The sequence below is a fragment of the Bradyrhizobium sp. LM2.9 genome, from assembly GCF_054056555.1.
Window position 1 is genome coordinate 5,646,217 of sequence record NZ_JBSRYJ010000002.1, and the last position, 15,192, is coordinate 5,661,408.

The following is a 15,192-nucleotide window of genomic DNA, read 5'->3' on the forward strand; positions in this document are numbered from 1 at the left end:
CAAGATGAGGTCGCATTTCGCGGCGCCTACTGACGCAGCATGATCAGGGGATCGGCGGTATCGGGAACGCGCCGCCATTGCGCGTTGTCGTCGGCCTCGAACTGCCAGGCGTCGCCGGCCTTCGACATCAAAATGATCTGACCGCGCTCGAGCCGCCATTGCGTGGGGTTGAACTGCGCGATGGCCGCGTCGCATTTCGGCTTGAGGAAGACCTGGAAATTGTCGGGCCCGGCTTCCGTGTTGGTCAGCGTCAGCGCGCAGACCGGCTGGCCGTTGCTCCGCACCATCGACCAGTCGCCGATCATCTGGTCCATCGACTTCGCCATCGAGCGGGCGGCGGCGAGGTCTTGCAGGATGTAGACGCCCTCGCCTTGCCGCAGGCCCTCGAAGATACCGGCCTCGACCTCGGTGAAGTCGATCACGGCTTCACCGCTCGCATCCTGCATACGGACGATGTCGAGGCCCCTGACACTCCAGGCGACGATGCCCTTGGTGAAGGGCAGCGCGGCCTTGCAGGCCGGCTCCAGCTCGAGCTTGAAACCCTGCCCGGCTGCCTCGCCCTTCATCGTGACCACGCAGGTCTTGCTGCGCTCGGTGGTCGAGAGCTCCCACTGCCCCACCATTTCCTTCTTCAGGGTCGTCGTATCCTGCGCCTGCGCGAGCGTCGAGGCGGCGACAAGCGCCGCCACCACCCACGCAGCGAGGCGAAGCGCGTTCATCAGCGTCCCTTGAACGGCGTCTCCGCAACCGGCGTCAACGGCGCCTTGCCGGCGAACCAGGATTTGAGGTTGTCGACCACGAGCTGATCCATCGCGTTGCGTGTCACCACCGAGGCCGAGCCGATATGCGGCAACAGCACGACGTTCTGCATGGTCTTGAGCTCGTCCGGCACGGTGGGCTCGGCCGCGAACACGTCGAGACCGGCCGCCAGAATGGTGCCTGACTTGAGCGCCTGGACCAGCGCCGGTTCGTCGATCACGGAGCCGCGCGCGACGTTGACCAGCACACCGCGCGGTCCGAGCGCCTTCAATACCTCGGCGTTGATCATCTTGTTGGTGCTGGCGCCACCGGGCACGATCACCATCAGCGTGTCCACCGCCTTCGCCATCTCGATCAGGTCAGGGTAGTGCTTGTAGGAGACCTCCTTGGACGGATTGCGGGTGTGATAGACCACCGGCACCAGCGAGGCATCGAGCCGGCGCGCGATTGCCTGTCCGATCCGGCCCATGCCGACGATGCCGACCTTGCGGTCGCGCAGCGAGCCGACGCTGAGCGGATAGTTCTGGGTCTGCCAGAGGCCGGAGCGCACATAACGGTCGGCCTTGATGAACTCACGCACGGTGGAGATCAGAAGGCCCATGGCGACGTCGGCGACCTCCTCGGTCAGCACGTCGGGCGTGTTGGTGACAATGATGTTGTGCTCGGCGGCATATTTGGAGTCGATGTGGTCGTAGCCGACGCCGAAGCTCGCCACCATCTCGATCTTGGGCAATTGCGACAGCGAATCCTTGTCGGCGCGCACGGTGTGATAGGTCACCGCCACGCCGCGGATCTTTTCGCGGATCGCCGGCGTCAGCCGCTCGAGATCGCCCCGCGTCTCCGCCTTGTGCACGACGAAATGATCGGAAAACCCGTTCTCGAGGATCGGCCGGACCGGCCCATAAATCAGAAGGTCGATCTTTTCGGACGAAATCGAACCGGTGGTCATCAGTTGTCCTTTCCAAGCGCGCTCTCATGCCAGCGCCGTAAAACGAGGTGCGAAACTAGCGCCAGCACCCCATAGATGACAATCCCGGCCAGCGACAGCAACAGCAGCGCTGCGAACATGCGGGGTATGTTCAACCGGTAGCCGGATTCGGCGATCCTGTAGGCGAGCCCGGAGCCGGCGCCAGCCGTTCCTGCCGCGATCTCGGCCACGACCGCGCCGATCAGCGACAGGCCGCCGGCAATGCGCAGGCCGCCGAGAATATAGGGCAGCGCCGCTGGCAGCTTGAGAAAGCGCAGGGTCTGCTGTGGCGAGGCGCCATAGAGCTGGAACAGGCCGGCGAGGTTGCGATCGACCGAATTGAGCCCAAGCGTGGTGTTCGACAGCACCGGGAAAAAGGCGACGATGAAGGCGCAGACCACGACCGCGGTCTGCTGCTCCAGATAGATCAGCAGCAGTGGCGCAATCGCGATGACAGGTGTGACCTGAAGCACCACGGCATAGGGAAATAACGAGGCTTCCACCCATTTCGACTGGTTGAACAGCAGCGCCATCGCGATGCCGCCGATGCTGGCTGCCACAAAACCTTCAAGCGTGGTCAGCAACGTCGCGGCGAGCGATTGTGACAGCACCGCCCAGTCCTTGATCAGCGTCAGGAAAATGACCGAGGGCGCCGGCAGCACGTAAGGCGGGATGTCCTTGATGCGGACCACGAGTTCCCAGGCGAGGAGTCCCGCCGCGAATACGATGACGGGCAGCACGAAACGCAACGCGCGTTTTGCGCCGGACGGCTTCGCAGTGACGGTAGCTTGCGCATTCATAGCGTCGACTGCCCTGAATAGGACGGCGCCAGCGCGGCCGACACTCTCCGGCAATAATCGGAATAGGCGACTGAAGTGCGAAACTCCTCGCCGCGCGGCTCGACCGTCTCGATGCGGATGTCGGCCTGGATGCGGCCCGGCCGCGCCGACATGACCACCACGCGCTGCGACAGATAGACGGATTCGAACACCGAATGGGTGACGAAGATGACGGTCTTGCCAAGGCTGCGCCACAGCGCGAGCAAATCGTTGTTGAGGCGGAAGCGCGTGATTTCGTCGAGCGCCGCGAACGGCTCGTCCATCAGGAGGATATCAGGGTCGGTGACGAGCGCACGCGCCAGCGACACCCGCATCTTCATGCCGCCGGAGAGTTCGCGCGGAAAGGCCTCGGCGAAATCAACAAGCCCGACGCTCGCCAGCGCCTCGTCGGCGCGCGCGCGCGCGTCCGCCTTCGGCACGCCTGCGAGCCTCAGCGGCAGCCGCACGTTCTCGCGCACGCTGGTCCAGGGCATCAGGGTCGGCTCCTGAAACACGAAGCCGATGCCTCGACCTGGCTGAAAATGACCTGGCTGAACATGGCCCGGCTGCGCCTTGCCCTCCTGACGCGCCAACCGCACGACCCCGGACGACGGCGCGCTGAGCTCCGCGATCAGCCGCAGCGCGGTGGATTTGCCGCAACCGGACGGTCCCAGCAGCGAGATGAACTCGCCCTTGCGCACCGCAAGGTCGAGCGGGCCGAGCGCCATCACGCCGTTGTCATAGGCCTTCGTCACGCCGCGCAGGCTGACGGCGAGGGCCGTCAGGCCGGTCTCGACCCCCGCCGTGGTTTTGACTGACGACATCGACCTTGCGCTACGGCTTGCTGGGGCGCAGCTCGACGCCGACGCCCTTGTTGACGAAGCGCAGCGTATAGGATTTGCGGAAGTCCAGGTCCGGCTTCACGACGCCCGCCTTCACCATCTTGTTGAAGAAGGAGGTGTAGCGATCGTCGCTCATCGCGCCGATGCCGTTCTTCAGCGACTCGCCGGAATCGACGATGCCGTATTCCTTCATCTTGGCGACGGAATAGGCGAGCGATTCGTCGGTCATCTCCGGATTGAGCTTCTTGATCATGGCGTTGCCCGCAGAATTGTCGCGGTAGATGTAATTGTACCAGCCGACCAAGGAGGCGTCGACGAAGCGCTGCACCAGGTCGGGCTTCTTCTCGACCACGTCGCGGCGGGTCTCGATCAGGGTCGAATAGGTGTTGAAGCCGTAATCGGCGAGCAGCAGCACGTTGGGCTTGAAGCCGGCCGCCTTCTCGACCGCGAAGGGCTCGGAGGTGACGTAACCCTGCATCGCGCTCTTGGGATTGGCGATGAAGGGCTGCGGATTGAAATTATAGGGGCGAACGTTCTTCTCGTTGAAACCGTATTCGGACTTCAGCCACTGGAAATAGCTGGTCATGCCCTCCTTGGAGACGAACAGCGTCAGCGGCTTGAGGTCCTCGATCTTGGCGACCTTGGCGTCGGGCTGCGTCAGCATCACCTGCGGATCCTTCTGGAACACCGCGGCGATGGTGACGACCGGGACGTTGTTGGCAACCGCGTCGAACGACATCAGCGTGTTCGCGGCCATGAAGAAATCGATCTTGCCGGCGATCAGCAGCATCCGGTTGTTCTCGTTGGGCCCGCCGGGGACGATGGTGACGTCGAGGCCGTATTTCTCGTAGGTGCCGTCGGCGACGGCCTGGAAAAAGCCGCCGTGCTCGGCCTCGGCGACCCAATTGGTGCCGAAGGTGACCTTGTCGAGCGTTTCGGCACGCACGGGCAGGGCCGCGAGAGATGCGGCCACCAAGGCCCCCGTTAACGCTCGCCAGAGATGGATGAGACGCATGATTGGACTCCGTCGATCGTTCCGGCCCATGATAACAAGGCAATCGGGGACGCGAGCCGGCCGAGTCCGCGTCCCCTCCATAACCCCAAACTACGTGACAAATTTGGGCAAAGAAACCTCCAAAGAAACCTTGATGACGCCCTCCCGCGACTGGACCGATATCCGCTGGTCCGAAGCTGGCCTCACCGACGTGTCGCGCTGGATCGCAGTGCTGCCGCTGGCGGCGACCGAGCAGCACGGCCCGCACCTGCCGCTCACAACCGACGTGCTGATTGCGGACGCCTATCTCGCGCGCATGCACGAGCTGTTGCCCGCGAACGTTCCGGCGATTTTCCTGCCTGTTGAGCCGGTCGGGATTTCCACCGAGCATATCGACTATCCGGGCACGCAGACGCTGCCGACCGAAATCGCGCTGAAGAGATGGACAGGAATCGGCGAGGACGTCGCGCGGCGCGGATTGAAGAAGCTCGTCATCATCACCAGCCACGGCGGCAACAGCGCCGCGATGATGCTGATTGCTCAGGATCTTCGCGCGCATCACAAGCTGCTGGTGGTGACGACGTCGTGGTCGCGGCTGTCAGCCGCGGACAAGCTGTTCCCGGCCGACGAAGTGCGCCACGGCATTCATGGCGGCGCGGTGGAGACCTCGATCATGCTGGCGCGCTATCCCGATCAGGTGCGCGCCGATGCAATCGCGGATTTCCCCGCGAGCAGCATCGCGTTGGAGAAGCAATATCGCTGGCTGTCGACGCAGCGGCCCGCGCCCTTCGCCTGGCAGGCGCAGGATCTCCACCCGAGCGGTGCCGTCGGTAATGCGACGCTGGCCGTGGCCGCGAAGGGCGAGCAGCTGATCGACCAGGGCGCCCGCGCCTTTTGCGAACTGCTTGCCGAGGTCGATAACTTCGACGTGAACAGGCTCGCCAAAGGCCCCCTCGGCTAGCTCGTATCTCATTGTAATCATTCAGGAAGGATTCGAACTGCGCGACTGAATTCGCGGCCTTCGAACCGGATTCGAGGAGCCTCCGTCCAACTGGGCACGCGGGCCACAACGGACCGCCTCAACCCGGATGGAGTTTCAAATGTCGATCAAGACCAAGATTTTCGCAGTTGCCTTCGCCGCGCTCACCCTGACCGGCAGCGTCGTGGCCACCACCTCGCAGGCGCAAGCCAAGCCGCTCGGCTGGGGCGTCGGTGTCGGCCTGGGTATCGCTACCGCCGCCGTCGTCGGCACCGCGATCGCCGCCAGCAACGATCCCTATTACGGCTATCACCGCTGCGGCTGGGTCGCCCAGTACAACGCCTTCGGCCAGTACGTTGGCCGCGTTCGTAGCTGCTACTGATTTGAGTACCTGAGGCCGATCTCACGTGGATCCTGCGTCCGACACGGGCGCCTCATCCACCCCGTGTCGTGCCCCGACCCCGCCCGGATGTCCCCCCGGGCGGGGTCATCCGTTTTCAGGCCTCGGGAATTTGTTGCAGTCCCGTCACACCGAGGTGCGAACTATCCTCCGCGGCAATCCGCATCAGTTGCTATTGCGAATTAATTGCAATAAGGTTTGCAACGAGCTCAGGGGCTTGGGAAGAAACTGCGCCGGATCGAGATCATCTCGCCCGATCGCGGGAGCACCCAAGACCTGATGACAGGGTCGCCGCGAATCGGCAGGGATATCGCGGCGGGTGGGACACATTCGCGTTTGGGGGCGTGCGTTTTGGCGTTGAGGGGTCACCGACAGCTGTACTTGCGGACGGCCGCGGCGATTGCCTCGGGCGTATTGGCTTTTTTCCCGCCACCGGCAACGCGGCCGACCTGCCGCTGAAGGCGCCGGCGCTGAAGGCGGTCTACGACTGGACGGGCCTGTATATCGGTGCACACGCCGGCTATAGCCTGGGCTCGTCGCGTTTTGCGCTGAACGACGGCACAGGGATCAACGACAGCGGCGTCTTCAGCGGCATGATCGGTGGCGTGCAGGCCGGCTACAATTACCGGCTCAACTCCGGCTGGCTGGTGGGCGCCGAAGGCGATTTTTCGTTTCCCAACTACATCACGTCCAACTCGATCGTCTCCTTCCTGGCGACACCCGCCAACACCGTCGCGCAGCAATGGGACTACACCGCGAGCCTGCGCGGCCGCCTCGGCTACACCAGTGGTCCGTGGCTGGTCTATGCCACCGGCGGCTTTGCATGGATGGGCGAGCGCTATTTCGACACGCCGGCCGCAGGTGACGTCCCGAAAATCCTGAACACGCGGCCCGGCTGGATCGCCGGTGCCGGCATCGAATACGGCTTCGCGCCGCATTGGAGCGCGCGGGTCGAATATCTCTACAGCCGCTTCGACAGCGCCAATGTCGCCTTCTCCACGGGCGCCCAGTACACCTCCTCGTCGCTCGATTTCCAGTCGATCCGGCTCGGCCTCAATCGCAAGGTCGATTGGCCGGGCATGCCGAGCTACAACCCCAAGAGTTCGGCGATCAGTTCGCTGATCGCCACTGAATCGGATCGCTGGGAGATTCACGGCCAGAGCACTTATCTGCCGCAAGGCTATCCGTCGTTCCCTGCTCTCTACACCGGGCCGAACTCGCTCTCGCCGTCGGCGCAGGCCAAGGCGACGTGGAGCAACAGCCTGTTCCTGAACGCGCGGCTGTGGGACGGTGGCGAGGTCTATTACAATCCCGAGCTGCTGCAGGGATTTGGATTGAACGACACCGTTGGCGCCGCGGGCTTCCCGAATGGCGAAGCGCAGAAGTCGAACTTTGCCTATCCGCATTACAACACCTCGCGCCTGTTCGTGCGCCAGACGTTTGGCTTTGGCGGCGAGCAGGAAGAGCTCGCGAGCGGCCAGTTGCAGCTTGGGCAGAAGGTCGACGTTTCCAGGCTCACGGTGCAGGCCGGCAAGTTCGCGGTGATCGACGTGTTCGACGGCAATGCCTACGCCAAGGACACCCGCAAGGACTTCATGAACTGGTCGCTGTGGGCGCCGGGCGCCTTCGACTATTCCGCCGACAAGGTCGGCCTCACCTACGGCGTCACCGCCGAGTTCAACCAGAAGCAATGGGCGCTGCGCGGCGGTTATTTCCTGATGGTGGCGGAGCCCAATTCAAATCATTTCGATACCAAGGTCGGGGAGCGCGGCCAGTACGTGGTCGAGATCGAGACGCGCTTCTCGCTGTTCGGCCAATCGGGCAAGCTCAGGACCATGGGCTGGCTCGACAGCGCCAATATGGGCAGCTTCCGCGAAACGCTGGACAATCCCGCGCTCAATCTCGACATCGCCCAGACCCGGCGCGGCCGCATCAAGGTCGGCTACGTCGTCAATCTCGAACAGGCGATCACGGACGATGTCGGGCTGTTCGGCCGCTGGAGCTGGAATGACGGCAAGAGCGAAACGCTCGCCTTCACCGATATTAACCGCAGCCTGTCCGGCGGTCTTTCGATCAAGGGCACGAAATGGGGCCGGCCCGATGACGTGATCGGCGTCGGCGGCGCCGTCAATGCCATCTCGCAGGATTATCGCGACTTCCTGGCCGCCGGCGGCCTCGGTGTTCTCATCGGCGACGGCGCGCTCAACTACCGCCGCGAGCGCATCCTCGAAACCTACTACGCCTACGCGCTGAACAAGAATCTCACCTTCACCGCCGACTACCAGCTGATCGTCAATCCCGCCTACAACGCCGATCGCGGGCCGGTGTCGGTGTTCTCGGGCCGGCTGCACGGCGAGTTCTGAGCGCTGCCCGCGACGCGTTTCCTATGCAGCGCGGATTGCGTCGAGAAATTTTCCGACCTCGACCTTGAGGCGGCTGCTCTCGCCGGACAGCGACCTCGCTGACGCAAGCACGTTGGAGGAGGCCGATCCGGTCTGGCTCGCGCCGCGCTGCACGTCGACGATGCTGGCGAAGACCTGCTGGGTGCCGCGTGCCGCCTCGATGGTCGCGTTGAGTCCCAGTAGATTGGTCTGGCCCGCGATCTGGCTGATGAGCTCGACCACGTCGCCGATCCGGCGGGCAGCCTTGGCGAGCTCGCCGACATGGTCATTGGTCGTAGTTGCGCGGGGTGCCGGCGTCGCTAGCGTTCAGTGACGCGAGAGGTTCCCTCGGCCCGGATGCGACAGAATCGTCGGCATTTCTTCCCCGAATACCTATATCAATGCTTGCGCCGCCGTCTGGCCCCACTCCATTACCTCGGAACGTCAATGCTCTCCGTCGAACTCGCCATCGTCGTCGTCCTGATCGTCATCAACGGTTTGCTCTCCATGTCCGAGCTGGCGGTGGTCTCCTCGCGCCCGGCACGGCTGTCCATACTTGCCGCCAAGGGCGTACGCGGCGCCGAGCGGGCGCTGACGCTCGCGGCCGATCCCGGCAAATTCCTCTCGACGGTGCAGATCGGCATCACGCTGGTCGGCGTGCTCTCCGGCGCGTTCTCGGGCGCGACGCTCGGGCAGCGGCTGACGCAATGGCTGCTCGAACTCGGCTTGTCCGCAGGGATTGCCGACATCGTCGGCGTCGGCATCGTGGTCACGCTCATCACCTACGCCACCCTGATCGTCGGCGAGCTGGTGCCGAAGCAGGTGGCGCTGCGCGACCCCGAGAGCATCGCGGTCAAGGTCGCCCCCGCGATGCACGTTCTGGCGCGGGTCTCGCTGCCGCTGGTTTTCCTGCTCGATCTCTCCGGCAAGCTGATCCTCTCGCTACTCGGCCGCGGCGGCAAGGCCGAGGAGAAGGTCTCGGAGGACGAGATCCATCATCTGGTCAGCGAGGCCGAAAGCGCGGGCGTGCTGGAATCGGGCGAAAAGGAAATGATCGCAGGCGTGATGCGGCTTGGCGACCGGCCGGTCGGCGCAATCATGACGCCGCGCACAGAGGTCAACGAGATCGACCTGCGCGATGCACCGGAGAACATTCAAGCGACCATCGCGAAGAGTCCGCATTCGCGCTTCCCCGTGTCCGACGGTGACCGCGACAAGCCGATTGGCGTGCTCCAGGCCAAGGACCTGCTGGTCGCCTACATGAACGAGCGCACGCCGGATTTGCGCGCGCTGGTTCGCGAGGCGCCGGGCATTCCCGCGTCGGCGGATGCCCGCGACGTGCTGGCGATCCTGAAGGCTGCGCCGGTGCATGTTGGCCTCGTCTACGACGAATACGGCGCCTTCGAAGGCATCGTGACGACGGCTGACATTCTGGAATCGATCGTCGGCGCCTTCCATTCCGAGGAAGGCCCGCCGGAACCGGCCTACGTCAAGCGCGCGGACGATTCACTGCTGATCTCAGGCTGGATGCCGGTCGACGAGTTCGGCGAGCTGCTCGGCATCGAACTGCCGCCGCACCGCTACAACACGGTCGCCGGCTTCGTGCTGCAGCAGTTCAACCTGCTGCCTGATGTCGGCGACGCCTTCGACCTCGGCGGCTGGCACATCGAGGTGATCGATCTCGACGGGCGGCGGATCGACAAGATTTTGGCGAGCCGGATCGGCGAAGTCGAGACAGGATAAGATGCTGCCTGTCTCCGCGAAACTCGATTACAAGAGAAGCGCTCGCGGAGAGAACCCCTCACCCGAACCTCACGCCGATCCGCTTTTCCTTGCGCCAGACCACGGTGCAGGCGAGATGCGTGCCGTCAACCTGGACGAACAGGGTGAAATGGTCGGGGATGCCGACGGGGCTGGAGACGTCGAGCGCGGCGCCGGTACCGGACAGGTTGCGGACGGTGCAGTCGATCGCGCCGCCGCCGAACTCGATCGTCCCGGCCTTCAGCACGCGATGCCTTGCCTTGTCGCGTCGTTCGTCCATGGAGCCAGTTTACACCCGAAGCTGACACGGACGTTAAGCTGCAACCTCGCTCCCGGGAAATTTACGCGCGGTCAGACGTGGGGCGGTATCATGCGGTGGACCGGCGCCTACTGCGCCGGCTGGAACGTCTCCGTCCGCGCCATCTGCCAGGCGTCGCGGAAGCGCGGGTCTTCGGTGCCTTCGAGCAACTCACCCGGACGCAGCGACGGGTAGAGCTGTGCGAAGGATTTCACCTGGGTCGTCGACGTCCGCTGGCTGAAGTGGATCGGGCGCAATTGCTGCGGATGTTCAAGGCCGGCCGCGGCAATCAGCTCGCTCAGCGAGCGCAGCGTCGCATGGTGGTAGTTGTGCACGCGGTCGATCTTGAGCGGCACGTAGAGCGCGCGGGCCCGCGTCGGATCCTGCGTTGCGACACCGGTCGGGCAGCGGTCGGTGTGGCAGCTCAGCGACTGGATGCAGCCGAGCGAGAACATGAAGCCGCGCGCCGAATTGCACCAGTCGGCGCCGATCGCCATGGCGCGCGCCATGTCGAACGCAGTGGCGATCTTGCCGGAGGCGCCGAGCTTGATGCGGTCGCGCGCATTGATGCCGATCAGCGCATTGTGGACGAAATTGATCCCTTCGCGCATCGGCATGCCCAGATGGTCCATGAACTCCAGCGGCGCCGCGCCGGTGCCGCCCTCGTTGCCGTCGACGACGATGAAATCAGGATAGATGCCGGTCTCGATCATGGCCTTGCAGATCGCCAGAAATTCCCAGGGATGGCCGATGCAGAGCTTGAATCCGGTCGGCTTACCGCCGGAGAGGCGGCGCATCTCGGCGATGAACTGCATCATGCCTATTGGCGTCGAGAAGGCGCGGTGCGAAGCCGGCGAGATGCAATCCTCGCCCATCGCGACGCCGCGGATCTTGGAAATCTCCTCCGAAACCTTCGCCGCCGGCAGCACGCCGCCATGGCCGGGCTTGGCGCCCTGGCTGATCTTGAGCTCGACCATCTTGATCTGGTCCTGGGTCGCGACGCGCGCGAACGCCTCGGGATCGAAGCTGCCGTCGAGATGGCGACAGCCGAAATAACCCGAGCCGATCTCCCAGATGATGTCGCCGCCCATCTCGCGATGATAGGGACTGACGCCGCCCTCGCCGGTGTCATGCGCGAAGGCGCCCTTCCTGGCGCCGGCATTCAGCGCGCGCACGGCGTTCGGGCTGAGCGCGCCAAAACTCATCGCCGAGATGTTGAACACCGAAGCGGAATAGGGCTTCGCGCAATCCGGCCCGCCGATGGTGACGCGGAATTTCTCATCGGCATGCGTCTTCGGCGAGACCGAGTGATGCATCCACTCGTAGCCCTCGCGGTAGACGTCCTCCTGGGTGCCGAACGGACGCTTGTCGAGCTGCATCTTGGCGCGCTGATAGACCACCGCACGGATGTCGCGCGAGAACGGCATGCCGTCCTTCTCGCTCTCGAAGAAATACTGCCGCATCTCCGGACGAATCTCTTCGAGCAGGAAGCGGATATGCGCCGAGATCGGGTAATTACGCAGAACCGCATGGCCCTTCTGCATCAGGTCGCGGACGCCAAGCGCCGTCAACGCGCCGAAGATCAGGATCGGGATCAGCAGGATGTCGAAGATCTTGCGGTCGGCGATGCCGATGCCGATCAGCAACGCGGTGACCACCGCGCAGATCGTCAGGATGATGAAGCGTGGGGAGAATGGCAGCAGCAGGGTTTCCATGATCCCCTCTTCCGCCAGCGGCAAACGTTTGGGCGATAAGTGCTTGGGCGATTCCTGCGTCTTGTTGTCGTCGGCCACGATTCCCATCCTCTCGCCAGCATGAGGCGATACGATACGCCCGCGCCGGTCATACGGATATGACGCGGCCCTTGTTTCAGGCTAGCGAATTCGGGGGAGACAAATCAATCAGCCCGATGGGCGAGCTTTTGCAGTGCAGCAGAAGTGCTGGGGAGGACGGACCATTAACCGGTCAAGGCGCTTTACCCATAGCCTTCGTCCTGACGAAAGCCAGGACGACACCGAAAGGGCCTACCGCTCGACGAACGCCTTTTCGATCACGAAATGGCCGGGCTTGTTGCCGGAGCCCTCGACGAAGTCGCGGCCCTCGAACATCACTTTCAGCTCTTCGAGCATCCCCGGGCTGCCGCACATCATGACGCGGTCGGTCGCGATGTCGAGCGGGCCCTGGCCGATGTCATTGAAGATCTGCTCGGAGCTGATGAGATCGGTGATGCGGCCGCGGTTCTTGAAGGGCTCGCGGGTCACGGTCGGGTAGTAAATGAGCTTGTCCGCGAGCAACTCCCCGAACAGTTCGTCCTCGCGAAGGCTGGCGACGAGCTTCTCGCCATAGGCGAGCTCGGAGACCTGACGGCAGCCATGCACCAGCACGATGCTGTCGAACTGGTCGTAGACCTCGGGGTCCTTGATCAGGCTGGCGAAGGGCGCCAGGCCCGTGCCGGTCGAGAGCAGCATCAGCCGCTTGCCGGGGATGAGGTTGTCGGTGATCAGCGTGCCGGTCGCCTTGCGACCGACCAGGATGGTGTCGCCTTCCCTGATCTTCTGGAGACGCGACGTCAGCGGGCCGTCCTGGACCTTGATCGAGAAGAACTCGAGCTCCTCCTCGTGATTGGCGCTCGCCATGCTGTAGGCGCGCAGCAGCGGGCGGCCCTCAATTTCGAGGCCGATCATCGCGAACTGGCCGTTCTGGAAGCGGAAGCCGGAATCGCGGGTGGCGCGAAAGCTGAACAGGGTGTCGGTCCAATGCTGGACGGAAAGAACTTTCTCTCGGTAAAACGCGCTCATGATTTTCGATATTCCGAATAATTGCGGTTTTAGGGCAAAAGCGTTGCCCGGCCCCTGAAAGCGGAGCGGACACCATTGCCATGGCGGAGGATTTGTCGTGTGTGATCTACGCCATTGAGACCAATAATCAACCTCGTTCCGGACGCAATTGATGCCGGTCAAACCGGCATTTGCAGCGGAAATGGCCGCACCATCAATGAATCCGCTGCCGGACACGCGCGAAGGGCAATTTCTTTTCCTTCCAAGGCCTGATTGCAGCACTTAATTTCCGTCGCGCTCGCGATAATTTCATTGAGAATAGCTCTGACTTTCACCCTGGTTTGGCGCCGTTTCCCGCATTTTTGCGGTTTTTGGCGACAGGAACGACGGAAGTGGCGACCGACACATGGCGGCGAGCGGCGAGCGGATCTTCGTCCAGGCGATTAGGCGCTATTGCGCGAACCATGGCATCGCGCTCGATGTCCGCGCCGGCGGCTGGCTGCTGGCGATGCGCCGGGGCGCGCAGCACCACTTCGCCTTCGGCTACGACGTTGGCCTCAACAGCGCGATTGCGCATCGCATCGCCAACGACAAATCGGCGACCGCCGAGGCGCTGACGCTTGTGGGCGTGCCCTGCATTCCGCATCACCTCTTCCTCAATCCGAAGCTGGGCATGAATGTTGTTGGCGCCGGCTGGCAGGAGGCAATGCTTGGCCTGCTTCGCGACAATTCGCAGGGCCTGGTGGTGAAGCCGAACGAGGGGACGTCGGGACGATCGGTCTTCAGGGTGGCGACGGAGGCGGAGCTCGACCACGCGGTTGCCGAGATTTTTTCGATGAGCGCCGGGCTCGTGATCTCACCCTATGTCGCGATCGAGGAGGAGGTCCGTGTGGTGCTGCTGGATGATGTGCCCCGTGTGATCTACAGCAAGCAGCGTGGCTCGGATTGGCGGCACAATCTCGATGCCGGCGCAAAGCCCGTGCTGGTGCAGGATGGCGAGGTCCGCGCGGCCTGCGGAAAACTTGCCATCGATGCAGCCAACGCGATCGGCATCCGCTTCGCGTCGATCGACGTGGTCAGTGCCGATGGCGCGTGGATCGTGCTCGAGATCAATTCCGGCGTGATGATGGAGGCGCTGGCGAAGCTGCATCCGGAGTTGGTGCAGGCGACGTATGATGCGGCGCTGGATCGGGTGTTTGGCGACGAACGCTGAGCCTCGCTACGCGAAGCCACCCCCTGCCACAGGGCTGCCACAGGGGGAGAGGGTGCAGCGGCGCTCGTCGCACATGCGCTAATTATTCGCGCTCGCGGAATCGTCCATCGCCCTGAAGGCTTCCTCCAGTTGCAGCGAGATCGGCACGTTCAGCCGTTCGCCTGTGGGGAGCCTGGCGGTGAACCATTTGTTGTAGAGCGGGACGAGGTCGTGGTTGGACCCCAGCTTGCGGAAGGTGCGATCGACCACCGCCGTCAGTTGCGGTTCGCCCTTGCGGAACATGATGCCGTAGGGGTCGTAGGACAAATAATCGCCGGTGACGCGGAACTTGTCCTGCGCCTTGTGGCGCACGATCAGGCCGGACAGCAGGATATCGTCGGTCGCGAATGCATCGGCCTTGCCGTCGACGAGCATCTGGTACGACTGTTCGTGATCGGCACCGACAACGATGGTCAGTCCCAACGCGGATTTCTTGTCGGCCGCCTGGATCGCCTGCTCGTTGGTGGTGCCCTTCGTCACCACGATGGTCTTGCCCTTCAGATCGGTCAACGACTGGACGCTTGATGCCTTCGGCACCATCAGCTTGGTACCGGCGACGAACATCAGCGGCGAGAAGGCGACGCGCTTGCCGCGCTCCGCATTGGCCGTGGTCGAGCCGCATTCCAGGTCAATCTTGTTCTGGAGCACGGCGTCGATGCGGTCGTCCGAGGTGACCTTGACGTAGCCGATCTTCAGATTGGGATCGTCGACCTCGACGCCGATCTCCTCGACGATAGCTTCGCAGAGTTCGAGGCTGTAGCCGATCGGCCGGTTGGCCTGGTCGAGGAAGGAGAATGGCGGCGAGCTCTCGCGATAGCCGAGCCGCACGGTGTGACTGCTCTTGATGGCTGACAGCGTCGGGCTAAGCCCTTCGCTGCCGCCGGTCTGGGCGGAGGCACCCGTTGCCAGCAGGCACGCTGCCAGCAAAAGGGCGCCCGAAATCACCGTTGAAGGGCGCATGATG

At 63.6% G+C, this 15,192-nt stretch carries 13 protein-coding genes and 2 pseudogenes; 5 read left to right on the forward strand and 10 right to left on the reverse strand.

Going from position 1 to position 15,192, the window contains the following annotated elements; translation table 11 throughout:
* Positions 1 to 26 precede the first annotated feature (26 nt).
* From ACVWW3_RS29270 to ACVWW3_RS29290, 5 genes are read right to left on the reverse strand one after another with little or no spacing between them, the layout of a single operon-like run.
* Entirely contained in the window at positions 27 to 719 is a 693-nt protein-coding gene (locus tag ACVWW3_RS29270; protein WP_456647830.1) for an AprI/Inh family metalloprotease inhibitor, read from the reverse strand.
* Positions 719 to 1,708 (reverse strand): 2-hydroxyacid dehydrogenase, encoded by a 990-nt coding sequence (locus tag ACVWW3_RS29275; RefSeq protein ID WP_247445400.1) that lies wholly within the window; start codon positions 1,706 to 1,708, stop codon positions 719 to 721. The genes ACVWW3_RS29270 and ACVWW3_RS29275 overlap by 1 nt, the downstream gene beginning before the upstream one ends.
* On the reverse strand, positions 1,708 to 2,526 hold the full coding sequence (locus ACVWW3_RS29280) for an ABC transporter permease (protein ID WP_456647829.1): 819 nt from the start codon (positions 2,524 to 2,526) through the stop codon (positions 1,708 to 1,710). Before ACVWW3_RS29280 ends, ACVWW3_RS29275 begins: the two co-directional genes overlap by 1 nt.
* On the reverse strand, positions 2,523 to 3,368 hold the full coding sequence (locus ACVWW3_RS29285) for an ABC transporter ATP-binding protein (protein WP_456647828.1): 846 nt from the start codon (positions 3,366 to 3,368) through the stop codon (positions 2,523 to 2,525). Before ACVWW3_RS29285 ends, ACVWW3_RS29280 begins: the two co-directional genes overlap by 4 nt.
* A gap of 10 nt (positions 3,369 to 3,378) precedes the next feature.
* Positions 3,379 to 4,401, reverse strand: coding sequence for an ABC transporter substrate-binding protein (locus ACVWW3_RS29290; protein ID WP_456647827.1), 1,023 nt, complete (start codon positions 4,399 to 4,401; stop codon positions 3,379 to 3,381).
* Between the two features lie 133 nt (positions 4,402 to 4,534).
* Here ACVWW3_RS29290 and ACVWW3_RS29295 point away from each other — a divergent pair, with 133 nt between their 5' ends.
* From ACVWW3_RS29295 to ACVWW3_RS29305, 3 genes and pseudogenes are all read left to right on the forward strand, one after another.
* A complete protein-coding gene (locus tag ACVWW3_RS29295) occupies positions 4,535 to 5,341 on the forward strand; it encodes a creatininase family protein (protein WP_456647826.1) in 807 nt (268 codons plus the stop codon).
* Between the two features lie 139 nt (positions 5,342 to 5,480).
* Entirely contained in the window at positions 5,481 to 5,741 is a 261-nt protein-coding gene (locus tag ACVWW3_RS29300; RefSeq protein WP_354050249.1) for a hypothetical protein, read from the forward strand.
* A gap of 399 nt (positions 5,742 to 6,140) precedes the next feature.
* A pseudogene (locus ACVWW3_RS29305) lies at positions 6,141 to 8,122 on the forward strand (carbohydrate porin).
* 21 nt (positions 8,123 to 8,143) lie between these two features.
* Here the strand turns inward: ACVWW3_RS29305 and ACVWW3_RS29310 are convergent.
* Positions 8,144 to 8,446 (reverse strand): annotated as a pseudogene (locus ACVWW3_RS29310) (methyl-accepting chemotaxis protein); the annotation flags it as partial.
* 141 nt (positions 8,447 to 8,587) lie between these two features.
* On the opposite strand from ACVWW3_RS29310, the gene ACVWW3_RS29315 reads away from it, so the two are divergent.
* Positions 8,588 to 9,883, forward strand: coding sequence for a hemolysin family protein (locus ACVWW3_RS29315; protein ID WP_247348633.1), 1,296 nt, complete (start codon positions 8,588 to 8,590; stop codon positions 9,881 to 9,883).
* Positions 9,884 to 9,941: 58 nt separating this feature from the next.
* On the opposite strand, the gene ACVWW3_RS29320 is transcribed toward ACVWW3_RS29315, so the two are convergent.
* The 3 genes from ACVWW3_RS29320 to ACVWW3_RS29330 form a co-directional block, all read right to left on the reverse strand.
* The gene (locus tag ACVWW3_RS29320) at positions 9,942 to 10,181 is read right to left on the reverse strand and encodes a PilZ domain-containing protein (RefSeq protein WP_247348631.1); all 240 of its coding nucleotides are present in this window, start codon (positions 10,179 to 10,181) and stop codon (positions 9,942 to 9,944) included.
* A gap of 107 nt (positions 10,182 to 10,288) precedes the next feature.
* The gene (locus ACVWW3_RS29325) at positions 10,289 to 12,001 is read right to left on the reverse strand and encodes an FMN-binding glutamate synthase family protein (RefSeq protein WP_456647825.1); all 1,713 of its coding nucleotides are present in this window, start codon (positions 11,999 to 12,001) and stop codon (positions 10,289 to 10,291) included.
* A gap of 222 nt (positions 12,002 to 12,223) precedes the next feature.
* On the reverse strand, positions 12,224 to 12,997 hold the full coding sequence (locus ACVWW3_RS29330; protein WP_247445408.1) for a ferredoxin--NADP reductase: 774 nt from the start codon (positions 12,995 to 12,997) through the stop codon (positions 12,224 to 12,226).
* 385 nt (positions 12,998 to 13,382) lie between these two features.
* Between ACVWW3_RS29330 and ACVWW3_RS29335 the strand changes: the two genes are divergently transcribed.
* Positions 13,383 to 14,189, forward strand: a complete 807-nt coding sequence (locus ACVWW3_RS29335; protein WP_456647824.1) for an ATP-grasp domain-containing protein — start codon at positions 13,383 to 13,385, stop codon at positions 14,187 to 14,189.
* A 78-nt stretch (positions 14,190 to 14,267) separates the two neighbouring features.
* On the opposite strand, the gene ACVWW3_RS29340 is transcribed toward ACVWW3_RS29335, so the two are convergent.
* Positions 14,268 to 15,188 (reverse strand): amino acid ABC transporter substrate-binding protein, encoded by a 921-nt coding sequence (locus tag ACVWW3_RS29340; RefSeq protein WP_456647823.1) that lies wholly within the window; start codon positions 15,186 to 15,188, stop codon positions 14,268 to 14,270.
* Positions 15,189 to 15,192: the final 4 nt, after the last annotated feature.

Coding starts and splice junctions, on each gene's coding strand:
- ACVWW3_RS29270 (WP_456647830.1), bottom strand. CDS start 719: ATGAACGCGCTTCGCCTCGCTGCGTGGGTGGTGGCGGCGCTTGTCGCC.
- ACVWW3_RS29275 (WP_247445400.1), bottom strand. CDS start 1,708: ATGACCACCGGTTCGATTTCGTCCGAAAAGATCGACCTTCTGATTTAT.
- ACVWW3_RS29280 (WP_456647829.1), bottom strand. CDS start 2,526: ATGAATGCGCAAGCTACCGTCACTGCGAAGCCGTCCGGCGCAAAACGC.
- ACVWW3_RS29285 (WP_456647828.1), bottom strand. CDS start 3,368: ATGTCGTCAGTCAAAACCACGGCGGGGGTCGAGACCGGCCTGACGGCC.
- ACVWW3_RS29290 (WP_456647827.1), bottom strand. CDS start 4,401: ATGCGTCTCATCCATCTCTGGCGAGCGTTAACGGGGGCCTTGGTGGCC.
- ACVWW3_RS29295 (WP_456647826.1), top strand. CDS start 4,535: ATGACGCCCTCCCGCGACTGGACCGATATCCGCTGGTCCGAAGCTGGC.
- ACVWW3_RS29300 (WP_354050249.1), top strand. CDS start 5,481: ATGTCGATCAAGACCAAGATTTTCGCAGTTGCCTTCGCCGCGCTCACC.
- ACVWW3_RS29315 (WP_247348633.1), top strand. CDS start 8,588: ATGCTCTCCGTCGAACTCGCCATCGTCGTCGTCCTGATCGTCATCAAC.
- ACVWW3_RS29320 (WP_247348631.1), bottom strand. CDS start 10,181: ATGGACGAACGACGCGACAAGGCAAGGCATCGCGTGCTGAAGGCCGGG.
- ACVWW3_RS29325 (WP_456647825.1), bottom strand. CDS start 12,001: ATGGGAATCGTGGCCGACGACAACAAGACGCAGGAATCGCCCAAGCAC.
- ACVWW3_RS29330 (WP_247445408.1), bottom strand. CDS start 12,997: ATGAGCGCGTTTTACCGAGAGAAAGTTCTTTCCGTCCAGCATTGGACC.
- ACVWW3_RS29335 (WP_456647824.1), top strand. CDS start 13,383: ATGGCGGCGAGCGGCGAGCGGATCTTCGTCCAGGCGATTAGGCGCTAT.
- ACVWW3_RS29340 (WP_456647823.1), bottom strand. CDS start 15,188: ATGCGCCCTTCAACGGTGATTTCGGGCGCCCTTTTGCTGGCAGCGTGC.